Consider the following 21,164-nt stretch of genomic DNA (forward strand, 5'->3'; position numbering starts at 1 on the left):
GGTCCTCGGCGGGCTACTCCGCGTACGGCTGGTCCTTGCCCTGGGCGCTGTAGCCGAGGCTCCAGATGTAGCCGTCCGGGTCGGCGAAGGTGCCGCCGTAGCCGCCCCACGGCAGAGCGCCGGCGGGCTTGAGCACCGTGGCGCCGGCCTTCTCGGCCTCTGCCATGATCTCGTCGACCCGGGCCTCGCTGCGGACGACGTAGGTGAGGACCAGTCCGCTGAAGCCGTGGCCCTCCGGGCTCGTGCCCACCTGCTCGGCCAGGCCTTCCCGGGCGTAGAAGCCGACGGGCGAGGCACCGTCCGACTCGAAGAAGACCGAGATGCCGTAGTCGTTCTTGATCTTCCAGCCGAGGCCGTCCCTGTAGAACCGCTTGGCCCGCTCCATGTCCTGGACGCCGAGCAGGATCGAGCTCACGTGCGCTTTCATGGTGTATCCCCAGTTCGTAGCGTAGGTGGATGTCACATCAGCGTGGATTCGCCGGTCATTTCGTATGACAGGCCGAGACGGAGGAATGTGACACATGGTGGAGCAGGACTGGCTGAGCGAGCGGTTCGCCGAGCACCGGGACCGCCTGCGCGCGGTGGCCCACCGGATGCTCGGATCACCCGGCGAGGCCGAGGACGCCGTGCAGGAGACGTGGCTGCGGGTCACCCGCGCCGACACCGGCCAGGTGGAGAACCTGGCCGGCTGGCTGACCACGATCACGGCCCGGGTCTGCCTCAACATGCTGGAGTCACGCCGGGCCCGGCGTGAGGACGCGGCCGGGGCGCTGCCGCCCGAGCCGCCCACGGACACCCGTGCGGGCGGCCGGGCCGGCCCCGAGGACGAGGCGCTGCTCGCCGATTCGGTCGGGGTCGCGCTGATGGTGGTGCTGGACACGCTCACGCCCGCCGAACGGCTCGCGTTCGTCCTGCACGACGTCTTCGCCGTGTCGTTCGGCGAGATCGGCGAGATCATCGACCGCTCCCCGGCCGCGGCCCGGCAACTCGCCAGCCGCGCCCGGCGCCGGGTGCAGGGCGCGGCGGACGCGTCCGAGGCCGCGCGGTCGGCGAAGCGGGACATCGTCGCCGCCTTTCTCGCCGCCTCCCGTACCGGCGACTTCGCCGCCCTGCTCGACCTGCTCGATCCGGACGCCGTGGCCCTGGAGGTCCGGGGCGCCCACGCGGTGGCGTCGTTCTTCGCGGGCCGAGCTCAGGCCGCCAGGCTCGCCTTGATCGACGGCGTTCCCGGGGCCGTCTGGTCGCACCGCGGCCAGTCGAAGGCCGTCTTCACCTTCACCGTCAGCAACGGCAAGATCACCCACATCGCCATCGACACCGACCCGGACCGGCTCCGCGACCTCGACATCGTCTTCCTCCACGCCGACCACAAGGAACGGCGATGAGCCGGCCTCCCCGGCAGAGCAGGCGGATGCACGCATCGTGGTCTCGCTGCTCGGCTCCACCCATGCGGCTGTGGTGCGAGGACGGCGTGCACCTCCTCCAGGCGGCGGATGTGCTCGTGGCCGCCTGGGTCCTGCGCGGGTGCGAGTACGGCAAGAAACCAGCCCGACCGCGGGTCAGCGGGGTCCGCTCGTCCTGGCGTACTCGGGTCCGAGGACGTTCAGCAGGGCGAGGGCCTCGGCGGCCGGGGATCCCGGCGGCGCGCTGTAGACCACGAGGTGCTGGTCGCGGTCGGTGAGCGTGAGGGCGTCGCAGTCGACCGTGACCTCCCCGATGACCGGGTGGCGGAAGGTCTTGGTGAGGGTGGGCGCGGCCTGGACGTCGTGCCGTTCCCACAGCCGCGCGAAGTCGGGACTGGCCTCGCGCAACTCGTCCACGAGCCCGGTCACCACGGGGTCGGCCGGGTAGCGGGCGACGGTGGAGCGAAGCTGCATGACGACGTGCTGGCGGAACTGCGAAGCGTCGGACACGCCGTAGAGCGGCGCGTCTCCGCGCGCCGGTCCGAGGAAGGCCCGGCGCGCGAGATTGCGGTCCCGTGGCGCGAGTTCGCCGAAGTCCTCCATGAGCGCGGCCGCGAGGTCGTTCCAGGCGAGCACCTCGAACGCGGCGGACGTCACGAAGGCGGCCGTCAGCGGAAGCCGTTCGAGGAGGGTGAGGATGCTCGGGCGGACGTCACGCCGGTGCAGCCCGGTCCGGTTGGGCGCGGTGCCGGCCAGGAGGTGCAGGTGGTCGGACTCGGCGTCGGTGAGCCGCAGCGCGGCGGCGATCCCGGCCAGGACCTCGCCCGACGGCCGCGGCGCCCTGCCCTGTTCGAGCCGGACGTAGTACTCCGTGGAGATGTGCGCCAGGACCGCGACCTCCTCGCGGCGCAGGCCGGGTGTCCGGCGGCGCGGGCCCGAGGGCAGTTCGACGTCCTGAGGACGGAGCCGCTCGCGACGGCTGCGGAGGAACGTCCCGAGTGCCTGTTTGTCCATGTCCCCAGTCTGCATCAGTCGCGGCGGCGGATCCTGGTACCGTCTGTGCCTGCATCCGGCCTGGTGGCCGGCTCGACACTGGCGTCATGACATACGACATCGACCGCGCACCCATCGGCCTGCTCACCGGCAAGGTCGTGTTCATCACCGGCGCAAGCCGCGGCATCGGAGCGGCTGCGGCCCGGCTGTTCGCCCGCGAGGGCGCCGCCGTCGTGCTCGCCTCCCGCGGCGCCGACGCCATGGAGCGGATCGTCACCGAGATCCGCGACGGCGGCGGCGTCGCCGACGCCGTCCCCCTGGACCTCGCCGACCGCGCGAGCATCCGCGCGGCCCTCGACCACGCCACCGACCTGCACGGACGACTCGACGGCGCGTTCAACAACGGCGCGACCATCCAGCGGCCCGGCCCGCTCGACACCACCAGCGACGAGGACGTCGAGACGCAGTTCGCGGTGAACTTCCGGGCGCACTGGACCGCCATGAACGCGCAGGCCGCCATCATGAGGCGCAACGGCGGCGGAGCGATCGTCAACACCTCCAGCATCGGCAGCCGCCGCGCGAACCCCGCCCTCCCCGCCTACGGAGCCATGAAGCGTGCGCTCAACAGCATCACCGAGACCGCCGCGGTGACCTGGGCCCGCGACGGCATCCGGGTGAACGGCATCACCCCCGGCGGCACCGCCACAGACATGATCGACGCGTGGGAGGCGGCGAGCCCCGGCGTCATCGAGCGGCTGACGCCGTCCATCCCGCTCGGCCGGATGGCCGAACCTCACGAGGTCGCCGAGGTGGCGGCGTGGTTGCTCAGCGACCGGGCGTCGATGGTGACCGGCGCGATCGTCCCGGTGGACGGCGGCGCCGGCGCCTGAGAACGGCGGACCATACCAGCCATGATCGGGCGCGTCACCAAGGACGTCACGATCAGCGCGTCGTCCAAGGTCGACGCCTTGCCGGTCTGGCTCACGGAGCCTGGAGCGTCGCGCACCACCGCACGACCTCACGCTCACACCAGGGCCTCGACCAGGAGGACGATGCCGAAGATGGCGAAGGCGGCCGCGGCGCCGTAGCGGATGGCCTTCTCGGGGAGGTGGCGGCCGAGCATACGGCCCACCAGGATGGCGAGGGCGTCGGCGGCGACCATGCCCACCGTCGAGCCGATCCAGGTGCCGACCCAGCCGTGCTGCGTGGCCAGGGTGATCGTGGCCAGCATGGTCTTGTCGCCCAGCTCGCTCAGGAAGAACGCCACGGTCACCGCGATCAGCGCGTTCCTGGTGGTGCGCTGGGCCTTCTTGGACTCCTCCTCGCTCAGCTCGTCGCCGCGCAGCGTCCACACGGCGAAGCCGAGGAACGCCACACCGGCCACGATGGAGATGGCCGTCGTCGGGAGCGCGCTGCCGAGCAGGCCGCCCACGGCGACGCTCAGCAGGTGGACGACGGTCGTCGCGATGGTGATGCCCAGGAGGACGGTGGAGGTCTTGAAACGGGTGGCGAACGTCATCGCCATGAGCTGGCTCTTGTCACCGAGCTCGGCCACGAAGATGGCGACGAGGCTGATCCAGAAGGCTTCCAACGCTTCTCTTCCCGCGCGAACCGGACCGGAAGCACTGAGCCAGGGGATTTCGGGCACGACGGCTTCGGCCCGGCAGCGTCTTGTTCGATAGCTGAACTGACTGCCAGGCCGAAGGTCTCGTCCGCCTCACGAAGAAAGGCCCGCGTGACCGGGCGCCGCGAACGGCGCCAGTGTGTCGACCACGCGATTGGGACTACTCCCCTTCGGTATTACCAACACACCTTAACAGCCGTGCCAAGGTGGCTATTCCCCCAGGGCGCAGCCGACCAGGACCGGCTCGTTGACCAGGGTGACGCCGAACTTCTCGCGTACGCCGTCGCGCACCTCACGGGCCAGCGCCAGCAGGTCGGCGGCCGTGGCGGCGCCGGACGGGTTGGTCAGGGCGAGGGTGTGCTTGGTGGAGATGCGTACGGGCCCGCGCGCGTAGCCCTTCGGGAAGCCGGCCTGCTCGATGAGCCAGGCGGCGGGCACCTTCCGCGCGCCGCCTGGCATCTCCCAGCCGGGGTGGCCGGGCGCGCGGACGGCCAGCTCGGCGGCCTGCTCCGGGGTGAGGACGGGGTTGGTGAAGAACGAGCCGGCGCTGCGGGTGTCGGGATCGTCAGGGTCGAGGACCATGCCCTTGCCGCGCCGCAGCGCGAGCACCGCCTCCCTGGCCCGCTCCAGCGGCACCCGGCCGCCGGGCTCGACGTCCAGCCGCCTGGCCAGCTCCTCGTAGCGCACGGGGCCGGAGCGGTCGGAGAGCTCCAGCGTGTACGTCACCGCCAGCACGACGTAACGGGAGGGATCGCGCTTGAACATGCTGTCGCGGTAGGCGAAGCCGCACTGCCTGGCCTCGATGTCGACGACGTGGCGGGTGCGCCGGTCGTAGGCGCGTACGCACCGCACGGTGTGGGCGACCTCCTGCCCGTAGGCGCCGACGTTCTGGATGGGCGTGGACCCGACCAGGCCGGGGATGCCGGACATGCACTCGATGCCCGACCAGCCCTCCGCGACGGCCCGCCGCACCAGCGTGTCCCAGTCCTCGCCCGCCTCGGCGGTGACGACGAGCTGCTCGCCGTCGCGCGAGAAGGACAGGCCCTCGGTGGCCACCTTCACCACGAGCCCGTCGAAGCCCTCGTCGGCGACCACGACGTTGCTGCCGCCGCCGAGCACGAGCGTGGGCACGGCGGCCGCGTCGGCCTCGGCGATCAGGGACACGAGCTGCTCCGCCGTGGTCGCTTCGGCGAAGTCGCGGGCGGGGCCGCCCAGGCCCAGCGTGGTGTACGGCGCGAGCATCTCCATGGGCCACTAGCTTAGGAGGCCCCCGCCGTGCCCGGCACGCCCCGACCTGAACGCCCGCCTGATCACCCGCCCGATCAGCCGCCCGATCACCTTCGAGTCAGCCGCAGCGCGTCGTCGTAGTTGCGCCGGGCTTCGCGGTCGGCGTAGTCGGCGGGCACGTCGTGGGCGTTCAGCCGCACCAGCGGCGGCGTGCCCTCGGGCACCACCAGCTCGCCGCGCAGGCCGAGCGAGAGCGCCAGGTCGGCGTTGCGGACGTAGTGCGCGTCCTCGGGGAGCGCGCTCAGCGCCGCCTGCCGCCGCACCGCGACGATCTCGCCGGTCAGCGCCTGGACCCGGCCAGGGCCGGCCTCGCGCAGGCCGTCGTCGTAGAGGTCGGCGCCGTGCCAGCCGGCCGCCGTCGCGCCCTCGGCGATGGCCGCGAGCAGCGGGGTCAGCGCGTCGCCGCGCAGCGCGACGGAGGTCTCCATGAGCACGTGCACCTCCGAGTCGTCGAGGCGCAGCAGCTTGGCCCGGCTCTCGCCCCAGGTCGCGGTGCCGCCGCGCCAGTGCGGCTGCTCGGCCACCCGCCAGAGCGTCACGCGGTCGGGATGCCGCTCGGCCAGCCCGGCCAGCACGTCGCCGGCGCCGTCCACGTCGCCGAGGTCCAGGGCGAGCACCTTGACGTGCGTGTGCTCCAGCAGCGACTCGACGCACGCGCGTACGTCCTCCGGCCAGCCGTCCACCAGCAGGCTCACGGCGGCCGTGACGTCCTTGGTCTCCACGCGCTGGCGCTCGGCGTTCAGCCCGGCGTCGTCGAGGCGGTTGGTGGCCAGGGTGCCGTCCCAGATGCGCTGGGCGTGCAGGAGCTCGTCGCCGTGGTCGCCGTGCTGCTCGGGGTCGCCGGAGAAACCCAGCTCGGCGGCCGGGTTGAGGCGGGCGTGCGCGCCCCGGGGGTGCGCGCCCGCCGTGCCCACGCCCGTCGCCGGCGAGCCGCCGGCGCCCGTGTTGCCGGTGCCCGTGTTGCCACCACCCGTGCCGCCGTGCCCGGCGGCGCCGCCCGTTGTGTCACGTCCCGTTCCAGTGCCGCCCGCTGTGTCACGTCCCGTCCCCGCGCCGCCCGCCACCTGCTCCGGACGTGCCGGTCGCAGCCGCCCGTGCGGCTTGGCGTCGGTCACGGCGGAGACGGGGATCGACCGGACCGTGGGCCATACCTGTCGCGCAGCTTCAGTCATAGGCAAACGGGTACCCGAGCGCCGCCCGACTTATCATGAAATGTCAGGCGAGCTGGACGACCGCCCGCGCCTTCGACAACACCTTGGCGTCCCCGGACCGCGCGGTCAGCCCGACGACCACCCGCCCGTCCTCCAGCTTCTCCTCCACGACGCCGCTCACGGAGATCGTCGCCCCCTGGTCGTCGTCCGGCACGACCACCATGGACGAGAACCGCACCCCGAAGTCCACCACCGCGCCCGGATCGCCCGCCCAGTCCGTGACGAACCGCCCGGCCTGCGCCATCGTGAACATCCCGTGCGCGATGACGTCGGGCAGCCCGACCATCTTGGCGAAGCGCTCGTTCCAGTGGATCTGGTTGAAGTCGCCGGAGGCGCCGGCGTACATCACGAGGTTGAGCCGGCGCACGTTGTAGTCGACGGCCGGGATCTCCTGCCCGACCTCCACCTCGTCGTGCTTCACCGTCGCGGCCATCAGCCCGCCCCTCCGCGCTCGACGATCGTGTTGTAGGTGATGCAGACCGGCTCGCCCTCGACGGTCGTGACCTCGCTGCGCACGGTCAGCAACTCGTTGCGCCCGGCGGTGCGGATGTCGGTGATGGTGGCGGTGGTGACGAGCTGATCGCCCGCGCAGATCGGGCGTACGTACTCGAAACGCTGCTCGCCGTGGACCACCATGGCGAAGTTGAGCCCGAGGTCGGGGTCGGCCAGCGCCTCGCCGCCGCTCTGGAGACTGAAGACGATGGGGAACGTGGGCGGCGCGATCACGTCGCGGTAGCCGGCCGCCTGGGCCGCCGCCTGGTCCCGGTAGAGCGGGTTGCCGTCACCGATCGCCGCCGCGAACTCCCTGATCTTCACCCGGCTGACCTCGTAAGGTGCGCTGGGCGGGTAGGTCCTGCCCACGAAGTCACGGTTCAAGGCCATCAGTGCTCCCTCGTGTGTCCGTCATCCGAGCGCTGCTGAGGCCGACGGTAACAGAACAAGGTTCGGCTGTCGTCGCCGATGAACGGGTTTTTACGCGAGCGCGAGCAGTGCGCACACACGACAAACCGGCGCCCACCATGGGGACGCCGGTTGTGCGTGATCAGAGGTTGGGGTGCCCCTGGCGAGCCGCTATCGGGTCTCGCGGTGCGCGCGGTGGCAGCGGCAGTTGGGGCAGTACTTCTTCAGCTCAAGCCGATCCGGGTCGTTGCGCCGGTTCTTCCGCGTGATGTAGTTGCGGTGCTTGCACTCCTGGCAGGCCAGCGTGATCTTCGGCCTAACGTCGGTGGCAGCCACTGGGGAGTGCCTTTCTACGTTCGGGATATGGACATACCCATGCCCAGGTCAGATGACCTGGGGCTGGGCAGTAGCGGAGGCCGGACTTGAACCGGCGACACAACGATTATGAGCCGTTTGCTCTGCCAGACTGAGCTACTCCGCCTTTGGGCCGGTATGAACCCGGCCCCGTAGAGGATACCCGACGCGGCGACCAGAGTCGTAACGCACCTGATCGGGCAAGGGTGGAACCAGTATGCATCAGGAACCCCGATAGCAGAAATCCTATTCCCCGCCGGGGCCCGTTCTGCACGCTTTCGTGATCGCGGACTGGCACGATCGCCTGCCATGAAACGCATGATCATCATCACCCTGTCCGCCGGCGGCGCCCTGCTGCTGGCCCCCTTGCCCGCGCAGGCCGCGGCCCCCAAGGACCCCGTACGCGCGCTGAAAACCAAGCTGGTCGCCGGTCACGGCGTCCGCTTCACCGAGAGCTCCATCCTGGTCGACGGCTCGGACAAGCAGGTGCTGCAGCGCCGTACCGGCACCTTCCAGTTCGGCAAGAAGGGGGTCGCCGCGTCCGACATCACGGCCAGGGGCCTCCAGGGCATGGGCCCGGAGCGGGCCGTCACCATCGGGAAGACCTCCTACCTGTCCGGCGGCATCTGGGCGGACAAGCTGCCCTCCGGCAAGCGTTGGTACCGCACCAGCATGCAGGGCAGCGGCGGCTACTACGGCCAGGTGATCAACCCGGTCGAGCCGGGCACGCTGGCCGCGCTGGTGAAGAAGGGCAAGCGGGCCGGGAACACGCTGACCGGCACGATCACCTTCAAGGAGCTGGACAAGGTCTCGCCGTGGTTCGCGGCCGCGATCCCGCTCCGCTTCCACGACGACACGAAGGTCTCCTACCGCCTCACCCTGAGCGGCGCGGGCCTGGTCACCAGGGTGACCAGCTCGTACGCCGCCACCGGCGTCTTCGACATCTCGGCCTTCGACGGCAAGACGATGACCATCGACACCCGCTTCACCTCGTGGGGCCGCCGGGCGTCGATCAAGGCCCCGTCTCCCGACACAGTGTCCACCAAGGTCGACGACTGACCGTACGAAAACACGAACGCCCGGCCCCGAGTGATCTCGGACCGGGCGTTTTGCCTTGTCAGGATGGAGCCCCCAAACGGAATCGAACCGTTGACCTTCTCCTTACCATGGAGACGCTCTGCCGACTGAGCTATAGGGGCCTGTCCGGCGCTGCGGACAGGTGTAACCATACACGGCACTCAGCGATGACGCGAACTGATCCGAACCTCGGCGATCTTCTCCGGCCCGGCCCGCCGCACGGGCAGCTCGACAACCTCACAAAGGTCGGCCAGCTCGACGTGGCGGGCCACTTCGGCCACGGACGAGCAGTCGGCGACCACCCGGCCGTGCCGGCGCACGCGGAGCACCTGACGCCCGGCCCGCACGGCGCCCACGACCTCGTATCCGTCGAGACCGACCCATCGCCTTTCCATAGCCGCACAGAGTAGCCTCCGGGTCTCTCAATTTCCGCCGGCCACAGGCGTCCCGTTCAGTAGCGGTAGAAACCGGCGAGGTCCTCGCGGCCGGCGAGCCGGTCGACGCGGACCCGCGCGCCGGTCTCCGGGGCGTTCATCATGAGGCCGCCGCCCAGGTAGACGCCGACGTGGTGGGTCCGTACGGTGTCGCCGGCGATGACGCCGAAGAAGACGAGGTCGCCGGGGCGGGGGGCGGAGCGCACGCGGTGCATGCGGCGTACGTGGTCGTCGGTGTTGCCCGGTCCGAGCACGTCGTGGCCGTGCGCGAGGGCGTACACCCAGCGGGTGAAGCCCGAGCAGTCCAGCCCCCGCGTACGGGTGGCCGGGCAGGGCCGGATGCGGCCCTGGTAGCCCTGGCAGGTGCCGGTGGACGGCCCGGGGAGCTCGGCGTGGCCGCCGCCCCACGAGTACTCGATGCCGAGCCGCCCGAGCTCGTACGCCAGGCGCACGACGCGCGGCTGCGTCCAGGTCGAGACCGGCACGGACGCGGCCAGGGTCAGCGCGAGAAGCAGCGCCGTCAGCAGGGCCAGGGCCGTGCGGCGCCGGCTCATCACGTCTCCGTCCCCCGAATCACCAGGTTTCGGAGCTTATGGTGCCTTATCGGACTTTGATGGTGAACTTCGTCGTTCCGACGGTCACGTTCATGCCCACCGTCCCCTTGGCCCTGCGCGGCTTGGTGGTGAACGTCAGCGTCACCTTCGACCCCCGCGCGACCTCGGCGACCGTGCAGCGGACCGCCGTGCCGCTCACCCGGCAGCCGTCCGGCGCGCCGGTCACCCGCTGTCCGCCGAACGTCCGGGCCGCGACCTGGACGTTCGTGACCGGGTACGGGCCGGTGTTCCTGAGCGTCACCGTGTAGGCCTTGCGGCTCTTGGCCGCCGCCGCGACCGAGATCTCGGCCGGCGGGTTGGCCAGGGCCTTGAGCTCGTCCTCGGTGCCGTTGAAGACGTCGCCGCCCCCGGCGAGCGGCCCCTTCTCCGCCGACTGCCAGAAGGTGTGGGACGTCCAGCTCTTCGGCAGCTCGCCGGGGTCGGCGCCCCAGCGGGCCAGCCACAGCGGATTGGCGGCGAAGGCCGCCGAGTCGCCGGTGCACGTCCGCCACCAGCTCGTGGTGGTGTAGATGATCGCCTGGAGGCCGGTGCGCTGTTTGTAGCGCTTGGTGAACGCCTTCAGCCAGGCGACCATGTCCTTCGCGGACAGGCCGTAACAGGAGTTCTTTCCGTTTCTGTCGCGGTACGGATTGTCCTCGACATCGAGCACTCCGGGCAGGGTGCGGCCGTCCGCGATCCAGTCGCCGCCGTTCTGCAGGAAAAAGTCGGCCTGGGTGGCGCCGTCGGATTCATGCGGTTGCGCGAAGTGATAGGCCCCCCGATACAGACCGGCCGACGCGGCGCCGCCGAACTGCGCGTCGAATACGGGATTGCGGACGTTCGTGCCCTCGGTGAGCTGCACGAACGCGAACTTCCCGCCCCCTTCGGCGACATTCGCCCAGTCGATCTCGCCGGTCCAGTTGCTGACGTCGACACCGGGCACCCCGTCGGCCGCGTACGCGGTCGCGCAGCCCCCCATAATCCCCGACACCGCGATTACCGCTAATAGCCCCAGACGTTTCACGCGGGTGATCCTTACGGAATCTGACAGAACTCCGCAAGGCCGGAAATATCAATAAACAGCATCAGGTCGCGCGCGCCCGCCGGAGGACGGCAGCCGAAATCGGCCCCCGCGAACCGGGAAACCGCACGTCAGAGGCCCTGAAATCGCCGTCCGCGACACCCCTCGCCACGTGGTGTTTCCGCAGGTCAGAGCCGTTTATGAACGTGACATTCGCGTTTGCCAAAGCCGCTTCTTCCTGCACAAACTGGTGCAGATCCCGACCAACCGAGCCCCGACCTGGGGTTTCTTCGTCATGCCCGCAGGAGACCGACCGCCATGATCCACGCTCGGGCGTTGACCCGTACGTTCAAAGTCAAGAAGGAGAGGGTGGAGGCCGTCCGCGGCCTCGACCTCGACGTCGAGGCCGGACAGCTCACGGCCTTCCTCGGCCCGAACGGCGCGGGGAAGTCGACCACCCTCCGCATCCTCACCACCCTCCTGCCCCCGACCTCCGGCACCGCCACGGTGGCCGGGCACGACGTGGCCGCCGAGCCGGCCGCCGTGCGCGCCCGCATCGGCTACGTCGGCCAGCGCGGCAGCGCCGGCGAGGAGTTCCGCGTCCGCGACGAGCTGGTGACCCAGGGCCGCTGCTACGGCCTGCGCCCCAGGGAGGCCGCCGCCCGCGCCGACGAGCTGCTCGACCTGCTCGACCTCGCCCCGCTGGCCAAACGGACGCCCGGCACGCTCTCCGGCGGCCAGCGCCGCCGCCTCGACCTCGCGATCGGCCTCGTCCACCGCCCCGACCTGCTCTTCCTCGACGAGCCCTCGACCGGGCTCGACCCGAAGAGCCGCGCCGAGATCTGGCAGCACATCCTCCGGCTGCGCGAGGCGTACGGGACGACGTTGTTCCTCACCACCCACTACCTGGAGGAGGCCGACACCATGGCCGAACGGGTGGTGATCATCGACAACGGCCGGGTCATCGCCGACGGCACCTCGGAGCAGCTCAAGAACGACCTGGCCGGCGACCTCATCACGCTCACCACCGGCACCGCGGACGACGCCGCGCGGGCCGCCGCGGCCGTCGGCGGCACCGCGGAGGGCACGACCGTGCGCCTGCGGGTCCCCAACGCCGCCGCCGCGCTGCCCGAGTGCCTGCGCACGCTCGACGCGAAGCTGATCGAGGTCGTCACGGCCGAGACCGCCCGCCCCACCCTCGACGACGTGTTCCTCGCCCTGACAGGAAGAAGCCTTGCCGATGACGACGTTCCTGCGTGACACCGCCACCGTCTTCTCCCGGGAGGTGCGGCCCGCGCTGCGCAACCCGGTGGCGCTGGTGTTCGAGATGGGACAGCCGCTGCTGTTCCTGTTCCTGTTCGGGGCGCTGCTGGACGGCGCGGTCGGCTCGTCGTGGCAGTGGTTCGTGCCGGGGATCCTCGTGATGATGTGCCTGACCGGGCCCATGTCCTCCGGCTACACGCTGCTGGTCGAGCTGATCGGCGGCTCGATGGAGCGGCTGATGGTGACGCCGCTCAGCCGGACGGCGATGCTGGTCGGCCGGGCGCTCAAGGCGCTCGTGCTGCTGCTGGTCCAGGCCGTGCTGATCATCGTGATGGCGATCCCGCTCGGCTTCGAGCTGCACGCGGCCGGGGTGCTCGCGGGGCTGGCCCAGCTCGTGGTCTTCGGGGTGGGGCTGGGGGCGTTCTCGTTCGTGCTGGCGCTCAGGTCGGCCCCCAGCGGCACCCTGTTCTACGTGGTCAGCCAGTCGATCCTGTTCCCCCTGCTGCTGCTGTCGGGCGTGCTGCTGCCGCTGGAGAGCGCCCCGGCGTGGCTGCGGGCGATCGGGCAGGTGAATCCGGTGACGTACATCGTGGACGCGCAGCGGGCGTTGTTCGCCGGCGACCTCGCCGACCCGTCGGTCCTGTACGGCACCGCGTCCGCCTGCCTGATCGCCGCGGCCGGCCTCGCCCTGGGCGTCAGAGCGATGAGACGAGGCTTGGTCAGCGTCTGATTCTCAGGGGCTGATCGCGAGGAACAGGAACGACGCGAACAGCACCAGGTGCACCCCGCTCTGCATGAGCGTGGCCCGCCCCGGCACCACGGTGAGCGTGGACACCACGACCGTCAGCGCGAACAGCACCAGGTGCGTGCCGCCGAGCCCCAGGAACAGCGGCCCGTCGAGCCAGATCGAGGCCACCGCGATGGTCGGGATGGTCAGCCCGATGCTGGCCATCGCCGAGCCGTGCGCCAGGTTCAGGCTGATCTGGACCTGGTCGCGGCGGGCCGCCCGGACGGCGGCGATGGTCTCGGGGAGCAGGACCAGCAGCGCGATCGCGACGCCGACGACGGCCTGCGGCAGCCCGGCCGCCGACACCGCGGCCTCGATCACCGGCGACTCGACCTTGGCCAGCCCGACCACCGACACCAGCGCGACCAGCAGCAGGCCGAGGCTGGCCAGGGCGGTGCGGCCGGAGGGCCGCGGCGCGTGCTCCTCGGGGTCGAGGGGCGCGCCGTCCCTCGCGACCGGCAGGAAGTAGTCGCGGTGGCGGACCGTCTGCGTGATGACGAAGAGCCCGTACAGCGCGAGCGAGACCACCGCGGCGAAGCCGAGCTGCGGGCCGGAGAAGGCCGGTCCCCCTTCGCTCGTCGTGAACGTCGGCAGCACCAGGCTCAGCGTGCTGAGCGTGGCCACCGTGGCCAGCGCCTTGCCGGTGCCCTCGGCGTTGAACGCCGCGGTCCGGCGTTTCAGCGTGACGGTGAGCAGGGAGAGCCCCACGATGCCGTTGCAGGTGATCATCACGGCGGCGAAGACGGTGTCGCGGGCCAGCGTGGACGTCTGGTCGCCGCCGGAGATCATGAGGCTGACGATGAGCGCCACCTCGATCACCGTGACGGCCACGGCGAGCACGAGCGAGCCGAAGGGTTCGCCGACGCGGTGGGCGATGACCTCGGCGTGGTGCACGGCGGCGAGCACCGCGCCGGCCAGGAGGAGCGCGAGGACGATCACGAGCGGGCCGGCCGGTTCGCGGCCCCAGGAGAGCCCGAGCGAGAGCAGCGCAAGGGCGGGGATGAGTACGGTCCACAGTCGCGCGATGTTACGGATCAGGTACAGGGTGTGCCCCCACTATTGCGGACGGAACGGGACTTTTCCCCCCAATAATGCCTTGACATCTCCAATGCTTTGACGTGAAAGTGTCCTGGTGGCCCACTTGATCGCGACGAGGGTCGTCCCCTGGATCCCCGTGGCGCACCGCCTGGAGGTCATCCGCACCGGCGAGATCCCGCCGCTCGCATCGACCACGTCGGCGTTCGTCCTCGTCACCGACGGGCTCGGCAGGACCCTCATGACGTACGTCGACAGGAAGGGCCGCGGCTGGGACATCCCCGGCGGTCACCTGGAGCCGGGCGAGAGCGCCGTGGAGGCGGCGGTCCGAGAGCTGCGCGAGGAGACCGGGCTGAGCCTGCCGCCCGCCGCGCTGACCGCGTTCGCCTGGCAGCGCATCGAGCTGCTGGAGCCGCCGCCGGCCGGTTACGGCTACCCGTCACTCGCCCACATGGCCATGTTCCGCGCCGTCGTCCCCGGCCCCGGCGCTCCCACCGCGCCGCCCCCGGGCTCCGAGAGCACCCGCGCCGACTGGCTGCCGCGCGAGGAGATCGCGCGCGTGTGCCCCGACCACGTCTGGCGGGTCCTGCTCTAGAGGGATCTAGAGGGACCTGGCCCGCTCCAGGTCGTCCGGGCGGTACATCCGCTCAGGAATGGTGGCCAGGGTCGACGGGTGGACCTGCGGCCCCAGCCCGTAGAGCTTCTGGAAGCTCATGATGAGCGGACGCCAGGCGTCGGGGTCGATGTGGTCGTCCGTGCCGGCCAGCCTGATCCCCTCGTGCGCCCACACGCGCTGCACCCGCACCTCGAAGGCGAGCGTGCCGCCGTCCTCGCCGATCGGGTGCACCGCCTCGACCACGGCCTCCATGGCGACCGGGCACTCGGCGGCCCGCGGCGGCCCGACCGTCTCCGACGGCACCGGCGTCAGCCCCGCCCGGCCGAACTTGTCGGCGACATGCCGGTAGCCCCGCTCCCACTTGCGCTCGGGGACGGGGTCGCTGCCGGTCGTCAGCGCCAGCCGGTCCACGGCCGGGGCCAGGGCGTCGGACGGCAGGTTCAGCACGCACTCGCGGGCGCGCAGCAGATTCTGCGCCGTCCTGGCGCGCGCGCCGAGGCCCAGCAGGCCGCGCCAGCCGAGCCAGAAGGCGGACGACATCGGGGCCAGGTTCGGGGTGCCGTCCTCGTTGAGTGTCGAGATGAGCACGACCGGGGTGCCGAAATAGAGGATGTTCGGCTCGATGCGGACGTGCTCGTCGACAAGGGTGGTGGTTTCGGTCATACGTCCCACTGTCGCGGCCGGTCACCTCCGCTCGCTGGCGGCGATCGGACGTCTCAGCGGGAGGGTCCGGTGGGCTCGGGGCGGTCCGGCGCCGGGCCGGAGGCGCCCCGGGCGCTCACTGCTGGTGGCCATCCGGCGGCGGCGCGAACTGGCCGTAGCGGACGTCACGGGTGGGGTCGGCGGGGTGCTGGCTGGGCTGGCCGTACTGGTCGTACTGGCCCTGCTGGCCGTAGTAGCCCTGCTGGCCGTACTGGCCGCCGGGGCCGTACTGAGGACCGGAGCCGTACTGGGGGCCCGAGCCGTACTGGGGGCCGGAGCCCTGCTGGGGGCCGGGGCCGTACTGCGGGCCTGAGCCGTACTGGGGGTCGTGCTGCGGGCCGTACTGCGGGCCGGAGCCGTACTGCGGGCCTGAGCCGTACTGGTGGTCGTGGCCGTTGACGTGCTGGCCGGGGCCGGAGCCGGCGGGGAGCTGGTGCTGCTGCCACGGGGGCGAGGGCACCGCGTTGTACGCGGGCTGCGCGGGCGGGCCGTAGGAGACGGCGGGCCGCTTGCGCCGGGTCAGCACCCGGGCCAGCACCAGGCCCAGCACCAGGAGGACCAGCACGCCGCCGCCGAGCAGCACCCACATCATCATGGGCTTGGGCGACTCGTCCTTGCCCGCCGTGATCGCCGTCTGCGATTCGCTGATGTACTTGGCCACGTACGGGTGGTTCGGGAAGAGCGCCTGCACCTCGCGGAACTTCGGCAGCGCGTCCTCGTAGTAGTTGCGGAAGTAGTCGTTCAGCGCCTCGTTGTAGCGCGTGGTCGTGGTCGCCTGGGCGGCCTTGATGTTCTTCTCGCCGAGCTTCTCCTTGATGATGCTGACCGGCAGCACGAAGCTCTCGCTCTCCGACGCCTCGCCGCCCTCGCTCACCGTGCCCGCGATCAGCATGCCGATGACCTTGCCGTCCTTGCTGAACACCGGACCGCCGGAGTTGCCGTGGTAGGACGGGGCCTGGGTCTGGATGTACGGCACGCCGGTCTGCGTGGAGCGCTTGGCGTTGTACGGGCCCTCGGTCAGCGCCGGCTCCAGCTTCGACTCCAGGCTGAAGAACGGCGTGTTCGTGACCAGGCCGGGGAAGCCGCTGATGTAGAGCGTGTCACCGGTGCGCACGTCGGCGTCCTCGCCGAGCGGCACGGTCGGCAGGTTCTGCTGCCCGTTCACCTTGAGCAGCGCGAAGTCCTTGCCCGGGTAGCTCTCGCCCACCGAGACCAGCTCGGCCGGGACGGCCTTCGCGGTCTTGTCCACGCCGCCGCCGGGCAGGCTCTGCAGCACCGACAGGCTCTGCTTGAGCCCGCGCAGCCGCATGTGGGTGCTGTTGAAGGTGATGTAGATCTGCTGGGCGAGCTTGACCATCTCCTCGTCGGCCTCGATGCCCTGGAGGCCCTTGATGATCTCCTTCGCGTCCTGCTCGTTGAACTTCGCCAGCGCCTGCTGCGCGAAGAGCTGGTTGAGCTCGGTGTCGCCGACCTGGACGCAGTGCGCGCCGGTGACCATGTAGCCGTCCGGGGTGACCCACCAGCCGGTGCACATGCCGCCGACCTCGGCCTCGACCGTACGCTCCGGGGTCGTCTCGACGAGGTAGGCGTCGACGTTGGCCGCGATGCGCTGGAAGAGCCACTTGGCGATGCTGCGCTCGTCAGAGGCGATCTTGCCGTTCTGCACGGCGATGACGGCCTGCTGGGTCAGCTGCTGGAAGGCGTTCTCGTTGATCGTGCTCGTCGGGACGGCGACGGTGCCGGTATAGGAGAAGCTGGTCAGCTGGACCGCCGGCTGCGTGCGCGCGGCCAGCCAGGTGCCGACGGCGACGTCGGGCCGCTGGTCGGGCGACTCGTCGGCCGCCGCGGGGGCCGCGGGCAGCGCGACCGCCATGACGACCGCCGTACTCGCGGCGATCTTCGCGAAGGTTTTTCTGAAATATCCGCTCACGGTCGGCCATGGTGCGGTATCGCTCTTGTCCATGGCTTGGAGCCGACTTGGGAACCAAGACGGCGGGCGGATCGGGCCGCGGCCGGATCAGGGCGCGGGCGGCGGGGACGTGCTCACCACATCGTAGAGCGCGTGGAAGAGCGGCCAGGTCAGCGCGGCCATCCGGGCGGGCGGCTCGGGGCATCCGCGCTGCAGCCAGTCGGCCGCGACGCCGTAGATCGCCCCCGCCGTGAACGCGGCCGGCACGTCGTGCGCCTCGCGGACGTGCTCGCGCACGCCGTCGGTCAGCCGGCGGCGGATGTGGTCGGCCACCCGCGCGCTGCCCTGCGGCCCGAGCAGGCTCCGGTAGAGCCCGGCGTGCTCGGCCAGGCTGGCGAAGAACGCCTCCAGTGACCGCGTCGCCTCCCCCTGGAGGTCGGCCGAGTCGCGGCGGGGCTTGGGCAGCGACCTGGTCAGGCCGTCGATCATCGCCGTGCAGGCGGCCTCGGCCAGCTCGTGGACGTCGCGGTAGTGGTCGTAGAAGGCCGTGCGGCTGACGCCGGCGCGCTCGGCCACGTCGGACACGCCGATCCTGGACAGCTCTCGCTCCTCGACCAGCGTCAGGAGCGCGCGGGCCAGGGCCGACCGCGTACGGAGGACACGCCGGTCCACGGATGGGGCTCTGCTGTCTTTCATGCCGGACACATCCGTGAGTTTACCTTTAGCCGACATGTGTCAGTTAACTTGCAGTTGTAAGGTACTGTGGTCAAGTCCGACCGCCGGGAAGGATCATCGCGATATGCGCATTTGTGCAGGTCAAGCCAGCGTACGCGAGCAGGGAGAGGCCCTGTGGACGTTCTGATCGTCGGCGCGTCCGCCGCCGGGCTGAGCACCGCGGAGGCGCTGCGCCGGCTCGGCCACGACGGCCGGCTGACGCTGCTGGACGCCGAGCCCCACCTCCCCTACGACCGGCCGCCGCTGTCGAAGCAGGTGCTGGCCGGAGCCTGGGAGCCCGAGCGCGCCCGGCTGCGCGGCCAGGCCCAGCTCGACGCCCTTGAGGCGGAGTTCGTCCGGGGCGAGCGCGCCGTGGCGCTGGACGTCGCCGGGCGCGCGGTCACCACCGCCTCGGGCCGCGTCCTGCGCGCCGACGCCGTGGTGCTCGCCACCGGTCTCACCCCGTGCCGGCTGCCGGGCCAGCACGTCCTCGCGGGCGTGCACGTGCTGCGCGGCCTGGACGACGCCCTCACCCTGCGCGCCCAGCTGACCGCCGGCACCCGGCTCGTGGTCGTCGGCGAGGGCGTGCTGGGCGGCGAGATCGCCGCCACCGCCCGCGGCCTCGGGCTGGAGGTCACCCTCGCGGGCCTCGGCCCGGCCGTGCTCGGCGACCCGCTCGGCGGGTTCGTCAGCGGCCTGCTCACCCGTACGCACGCCGCGCGCGGCGTCAGGCTGCGGCTCGGCGTCGCGGTGGAGAGCCTGGAGGGCGAGGGCGGCCGGGTCACCGGCGTGCGGCTGGCCACCGGCGAGACGCTGCCCGCCGACGTCGTCGTGGTCGCCATCGGCTCCCGCCCGGCCACCGGCTGGCTCGACGGCAGCGGCCTCGCCCTGGGCGACGGCGTCGAGTGCGACTCCCGCTGCCGCGCCGCCGAGGGCGTCTACGCGGTCGGCGACCTGGCCTCCTTCCACCACGAAGTACTCGGCAGGCGGCTGCGCCTGGAGAACCGCACCAACGCCACCGAGCAGGCCCAGACGGTCGCGGCGAACGTGCTCGGCGCGGACCGCCCGTACACCCCGATCCCCTACTTCTGGACCGACCAGTACGACGTCAAGATCCAGGCCCACGGCCTGCCGTCGCCGGCGGCCGAGGTGACCGTCGCCGAGGGCGACCCCGAGCAGCACCGTTTCGCCGCCCTCTACCGGGAGGGCGGCCAGGTCACCGCCGTGCTCGGCTGGAACATGCCCAAACAGGCCCGCCTGCTGCGCCAGCAGGTCCTGCTCCAGCCGCTCACGCCCGCGTGACGAGATCGTCCGACCACTCAAGGAGAAGCGAATGAGCATCGACGAGCAGGTCCTGCCCTACCCCATCCCGAACGACGCGGCGCTGCGGCCGCCCGCGGAATGGGCCGAGCTGCGCGGGAAGTGCCCGGTGGCGCACGTCGAGCTGCCGAGCGGCGACCGGGCCCGGCTGCTGACCCGCTACGAGGACGTCCGGCAGGTGCTGGCCGACCCGCGCTTCACCCGCCAGCTCAACGCGCCCGACGCGGCCCGGCTCTCGGCCGACGGCGGCGGCGTGTTCAACAGCGAGATGGCGATGATCATCCCCGACAGCGGGGAGGAGCACCAGCAGTGGCGGCGGCTGGTCAGCAAGTGGTTCACCGCCAAGCGGATGAACGCCATGCGGCCCGCGATGGCCAGAATCGCCGAGGACCTCATCGACGAGATGGTCGAGCGCGGCGCGCCGGGCGACCTCAAGGCGTCGCTGGGCTTCCCGCTGCCGGTGTACGTCATCTGCGACATGCTGGGCGTGCCGGCCGAGGACCGCGACCGGTTCTCGTACTGGTCGGACACCCTGCTCAACCTCACCCGCTACGGCAAGGACGAGACCGAGGCCGCCCAGGCCGAGTTCTTCCAGTACATGACCGACCTGCTGGCCGGCAAGCGCGCCGAACCCGGCGACGACCTGCTGAGCGAGCTGATCGCGGCCGGCGGCCCCGAGAACGGCGGGCTCAACGACCTGCAGATCCTGGTCACCGGCATGGCGCTGCTGGTCGCCGGGCACGAGACCACCGCCAACATGATCGGCAAGATGGTCTCCATGCTGCTCGCCGACCGCAGCCGCTGGGAGGCGCTGCTGGCCGACCCGTCGCTGATCCGCACAACGGTCGAGGAATCGCTGCGTCTCGACGCCAACTCCGGCTTCGGCCTGCCGCGCTACCTCAAGGAGGGCACCGAGGTCAGCGGCGTCGAGCTGCCCAAGGGCACCACGGTCATCTGCAGCATGGCCGCCGCCAACCGGGACGAGAGCGCCTTCGAGGCCGCCGAGGAGTTCGACCTGACCCGCAGCCCCAACCCGCACCTGGCCTTCGGCGCGGGCGCGCACTCCTGCCTCGGGCAGGCGCTGGCCCGTACCGAGCTGCAGGTCGTGCTGGAGGTGCTGCTGCGCAAGCTGCCCACCCTGGAGCTGGCCGCCCCCGAGGCGGAGCTGGAGCGGGTCGAGGGGCTGGCCGTCGGCGGCCTCCGTACCGTTCCGGTCCGCTGGTAACCGTTCGGATCTCGTTCAAGGAGACATCTGCCATGAAAGTGACCGTCGACGAGGACAAGTGCTGTGGCGCTGGGCAGTGTGTGCTCATCGCGCCGGAGGTTTTCGACCAGCGTGACGAGGACGGCATCGTCGTCCTGCTCGACGCCGAGCCGGGCGCCGACCGGCACGCCGCCGTGCGCGAGGCGGCCGCGGTCTGCCCCGCGTTCGCGATCGAGGTGAGCGAATAGCGGCAAGAGGGCTTGTTTCCGCTTTGCGCAAATGGGCAGCACTCGACTGTCAGGTTATGAAGCGTTGACCTGCCCCAGGGTCAGGTCGCCAAGCGACAGGAGCGTGCAGCGTGGCAGTCACCGGCATCATCTCCGCCCTCATCATCGGGCTCGTCATCGGTGTTCTCGGCCGTCTGGTCGTCCCCGGACGCCAGAACATCCCGATCTGGCTCACCATCGTGATCGGCATCGTCGCCGCGCTGATCGGCACCGCCCTCGCCGCCGCGTTCGGGGTCGCCGACACCAGGGGCATCGACTGGATCGAGCTGGTCCTCCAGGTGGTCCTCGCCGGTGCCGGTGTGGCGCTGGCCGCCGGGATGTACGGCCGACGCCGCCACCTGCGGTAACAGCCCGACCGTGTCCCCCTCGCCGCCCGCACCGCACGGCGGCGAGGGGGCTTTTCCTTTATGGTGATTCGACCAACTTGTAC

Annotated in this window: 25 protein-coding genes and 2 tRNA genes; 10 read left to right on the plus strand and 17 right to left on the minus strand. The window is 71.2% G+C overall.

Annotated features, from left to right (window positions below):
- Positions 1-13: 13 nt before the first annotated feature.
- Entirely contained in the window at positions 14-427 is a 414-nt protein-coding gene (locus tag ABD292_RS16105; RefSeq protein ID WP_344208052.1) for a VOC family protein, read from the minus strand.
- Positions 428-521: 94 nt separating this feature from the next.
- On the opposite strand from ABD292_RS16105, the gene ABD292_RS16110 reads away from it, so the two are divergent.
- Positions 522-1,385 (plus strand): sigma-70 family RNA polymerase sigma factor, encoded by an 864-nt coding sequence (locus ABD292_RS16110; RefSeq protein WP_344208053.1) that lies wholly within the window; start codon positions 522-524, stop codon positions 1,383-1,385.
- A 174-nt stretch (positions 1,386-1,559) separates the two neighbouring features.
- Here the strand turns inward: ABD292_RS16110 and ABD292_RS16115 are convergent, their stop codons facing one another.
- Positions 1,560-2,417, minus strand: coding sequence for a helix-turn-helix transcriptional regulator (locus tag ABD292_RS16115; protein WP_344208054.1), 858 nt, complete (start codon positions 2,415-2,417; stop codon positions 1,560-1,562).
- An 86-nt stretch (positions 2,418-2,503) separates the two neighbouring features.
- On the opposite strand from ABD292_RS16115, the gene ABD292_RS16120 reads away from it, so the two are divergent.
- The gene (locus ABD292_RS16120; protein WP_344208055.1) at positions 2,504-3,286 is read left to right on the plus strand and encodes an SDR family NAD(P)-dependent oxidoreductase; all 783 of its coding nucleotides are present in this window, start codon (positions 2,504-2,506) and stop codon (positions 3,284-3,286) included.
- A gap of 134 nt (positions 3,287-3,420) precedes the next feature.
- On the opposite strand, the gene ABD292_RS16125 is transcribed toward ABD292_RS16120, so the two are convergent.
- From ABD292_RS16125 to ABD292_RS16155, 7 genes are all read right to left on the minus strand, one after another.
- Positions 3,421-3,987 (minus strand): TMEM165/GDT1 family protein, encoded by a 567-nt coding sequence (locus ABD292_RS16125; RefSeq protein ID WP_344208056.1) that lies wholly within the window; start codon positions 3,985-3,987, stop codon positions 3,421-3,423.
- 243 nt (positions 3,988-4,230) lie between these two features.
- Entirely contained in the window at positions 4,231-5,268 is a 1,038-nt protein-coding gene (locus ABD292_RS16130) for a UDP-N-acetylmuramate dehydrogenase (RefSeq protein WP_344208057.1), read from the minus strand.
- An 86-nt stretch (positions 5,269-5,354) separates the two neighbouring features.
- Positions 5,355-6,422 carry a hypothetical protein gene (locus ABD292_RS16135; protein ID WP_344208058.1) on the minus strand — a complete coding sequence of 356 codons (1,068 nt, stop codon included), beginning with the start codon at positions 6,420-6,422 and terminating at the stop codon, positions 5,355-5,357.
- Between the two features lie 100 nt (positions 6,423-6,522).
- The gene (locus tag ABD292_RS16140; protein ID WP_344208059.1) at positions 6,523-6,951 is read right to left on the minus strand and encodes a MaoC family dehydratase; all 429 of its coding nucleotides are present in this window, start codon (positions 6,949-6,951) and stop codon (positions 6,523-6,525) included.
- A complete protein-coding gene (locus tag ABD292_RS16145) occupies positions 6,951-7,400 on the minus strand; it encodes a MaoC family dehydratase N-terminal domain-containing protein (RefSeq protein ID WP_344208060.1) in 450 nt (149 codons plus the stop codon). The genes ABD292_RS16140 and ABD292_RS16145 overlap by 1 nt, the downstream gene beginning before the upstream one ends.
- Positions 7,401-7,589: 189 nt before the next feature.
- Positions 7,590-7,754, minus strand: coding sequence for a 50S ribosomal protein L33 (rpmG, locus tag ABD292_RS16150; protein ID WP_019632658.1), 165 nt, complete (start codon positions 7,752-7,754; stop codon positions 7,590-7,592).
- 71 nt (positions 7,755-7,825) lie between these two features.
- Positions 7,826-7,899, minus strand: a tRNA-Met gene (locus tag ABD292_RS16155).
- Between the two features lie 191 nt (positions 7,900-8,090).
- On the opposite strand from ABD292_RS16155, the gene ABD292_RS16160 reads away from it, so the two are divergent.
- Positions 8,091-8,831, plus strand: a complete 741-nt coding sequence (locus tag ABD292_RS16160; protein WP_344208061.1) for a hypothetical protein — start codon at positions 8,091-8,093, stop codon at positions 8,829-8,831.
- A gap of 64 nt (positions 8,832-8,895) precedes the next feature.
- Here the strand turns inward: ABD292_RS16160 and ABD292_RS16165 are convergent.
- The 4 genes from ABD292_RS16165 to ABD292_RS16180 form a co-directional block, all read right to left on the minus strand.
- Positions 8,896-8,971, minus strand: a tRNA-Thr gene (locus tag ABD292_RS16165).
- Between the two features lie 39 nt (positions 8,972-9,010).
- Positions 9,011-9,244, minus strand: coding sequence for a transposase (locus ABD292_RS16170; protein ID WP_344208062.1), 234 nt, complete (start codon positions 9,242-9,244; stop codon positions 9,011-9,013).
- A gap of 56 nt (positions 9,245-9,300) precedes the next feature.
- Positions 9,301-9,837 carry a C40 family peptidase gene (locus tag ABD292_RS16175; RefSeq protein ID WP_344208063.1) on the minus strand — a complete coding sequence of 179 codons (537 nt, stop codon included), beginning with the start codon at positions 9,835-9,837 and terminating at the stop codon, positions 9,301-9,303.
- Positions 9,838-9,883: 46 nt separating this feature from the next.
- Positions 9,884-10,900 (minus strand): GH25 family lysozyme, encoded by a 1,017-nt coding sequence (locus ABD292_RS16180; protein ID WP_344208064.1) that lies wholly within the window; start codon positions 10,898-10,900, stop codon positions 9,884-9,886.
- A gap of 315 nt (positions 10,901-11,215) precedes the next feature.
- Here ABD292_RS16180 and ABD292_RS16185 point away from each other — a divergent pair, with 315 nt between their 5' ends.
- Positions 11,216-12,157, plus strand: coding sequence for an ATP-binding cassette domain-containing protein (locus tag ABD292_RS16185; RefSeq protein ID WP_344208065.1), 942 nt, complete (start codon positions 11,216-11,218; stop codon positions 12,155-12,157).
- On the plus strand, positions 12,138-12,890 hold the full coding sequence (locus ABD292_RS16190) for an ABC transporter permease (RefSeq protein WP_344208066.1): 753 nt from the start codon (positions 12,138-12,140) through the stop codon (positions 12,888-12,890). Before ABD292_RS16185 ends, ABD292_RS16190 begins: the two co-directional genes overlap by 20 nt.
- 3 nt (positions 12,891-12,893) lie before the next feature.
- Here the strand turns inward: ABD292_RS16190 and ABD292_RS16195 are convergent, their stop codons facing one another.
- A complete protein-coding gene (locus ABD292_RS16195; protein ID WP_344208067.1) occupies positions 12,894-13,886 on the minus strand; it encodes a calcium:cation antiporter in 993 nt (330 codons plus the stop codon).
- A 193-nt stretch (positions 13,887-14,079) separates the two neighbouring features.
- Between ABD292_RS16195 and ABD292_RS16200 the strand changes: the two genes are divergently transcribed.
- Positions 14,080-14,577 (plus strand): NUDIX domain-containing protein, encoded by a 498-nt coding sequence (locus ABD292_RS16200; RefSeq protein ID WP_344208068.1) that lies wholly within the window; start codon positions 14,080-14,082, stop codon positions 14,575-14,577.
- A 6-nt stretch (positions 14,578-14,583) separates the two neighbouring features.
- Here ABD292_RS16200 and ABD292_RS16205 read toward each other — a convergent pair whose 3' ends face one another.
- The 3 genes from ABD292_RS16205 to ABD292_RS16215 form a co-directional block, all read right to left on the minus strand.
- Positions 14,584-15,261 (minus strand): flavin reductase family protein, encoded by a 678-nt coding sequence (locus ABD292_RS16205; RefSeq protein ID WP_344208069.1) that lies wholly within the window; start codon positions 15,259-15,261, stop codon positions 14,584-14,586.
- 115 nt (positions 15,262-15,376) lie between these two features.
- On the minus strand, positions 15,377-17,230 hold the full coding sequence (locus ABD292_RS16210; RefSeq protein ID WP_344208070.1) for a S1 family peptidase: 1,854 nt from the start codon (positions 17,228-17,230) through the stop codon (positions 15,377-15,379).
- An 87-nt stretch (positions 17,231-17,317) separates the two neighbouring features.
- A complete protein-coding gene (locus ABD292_RS16215) occupies positions 17,318-17,881 on the minus strand; it encodes a TetR/AcrR family transcriptional regulator (protein WP_344208071.1) in 564 nt (187 codons plus the stop codon).
- A 177-nt stretch (positions 17,882-18,058) separates the two neighbouring features.
- Here ABD292_RS16215 and ABD292_RS16220 point away from each other — a divergent pair, with 177 nt between their 5' ends.
- The 4 genes from ABD292_RS16220 (at position 18,059) to ABD292_RS16235 (ending at position 21,081) form a co-directional block, all read left to right on the plus strand.
- The gene (locus tag ABD292_RS16220; protein ID WP_344208072.1) at positions 18,059-19,225 is read left to right on the plus strand and encodes an NAD(P)/FAD-dependent oxidoreductase; all 1,167 of its coding nucleotides are present in this window, start codon (positions 18,059-18,061) and stop codon (positions 19,223-19,225) included.
- Positions 19,226-19,256: 31 nt separating this feature from the next.
- A complete protein-coding gene (locus ABD292_RS16225; protein WP_344208073.1) occupies positions 19,257-20,468 on the plus strand; it encodes a cytochrome P450 in 1,212 nt (403 codons plus the stop codon).
- A 32-nt stretch (positions 20,469-20,500) separates the two neighbouring features.
- On the plus strand, positions 20,501-20,695 hold the full coding sequence (locus ABD292_RS16230; protein ID WP_344208074.1) for a ferredoxin: 195 nt from the start codon (positions 20,501-20,503) through the stop codon (positions 20,693-20,695).
- Positions 20,696-20,805: 110 nt separating this feature from the next.
- On the plus strand, positions 20,806-21,081 hold the full coding sequence (locus ABD292_RS16235) for a GlsB/YeaQ/YmgE family stress response membrane protein (RefSeq protein WP_344208075.1): 276 nt from the start codon (positions 20,806-20,808) through the stop codon (positions 21,079-21,081).
- Positions 21,082-21,164 lie beyond the last annotated feature (83 nt).

The organism is Nonomuraea bangladeshensis (assembly GCF_039529455.1).
Classification (GTDB): domain Bacteria; phylum Actinomycetota; class Actinomycetes; order Streptosporangiales; family Streptosporangiaceae; genus Nonomuraea; species Nonomuraea bangladeshensis.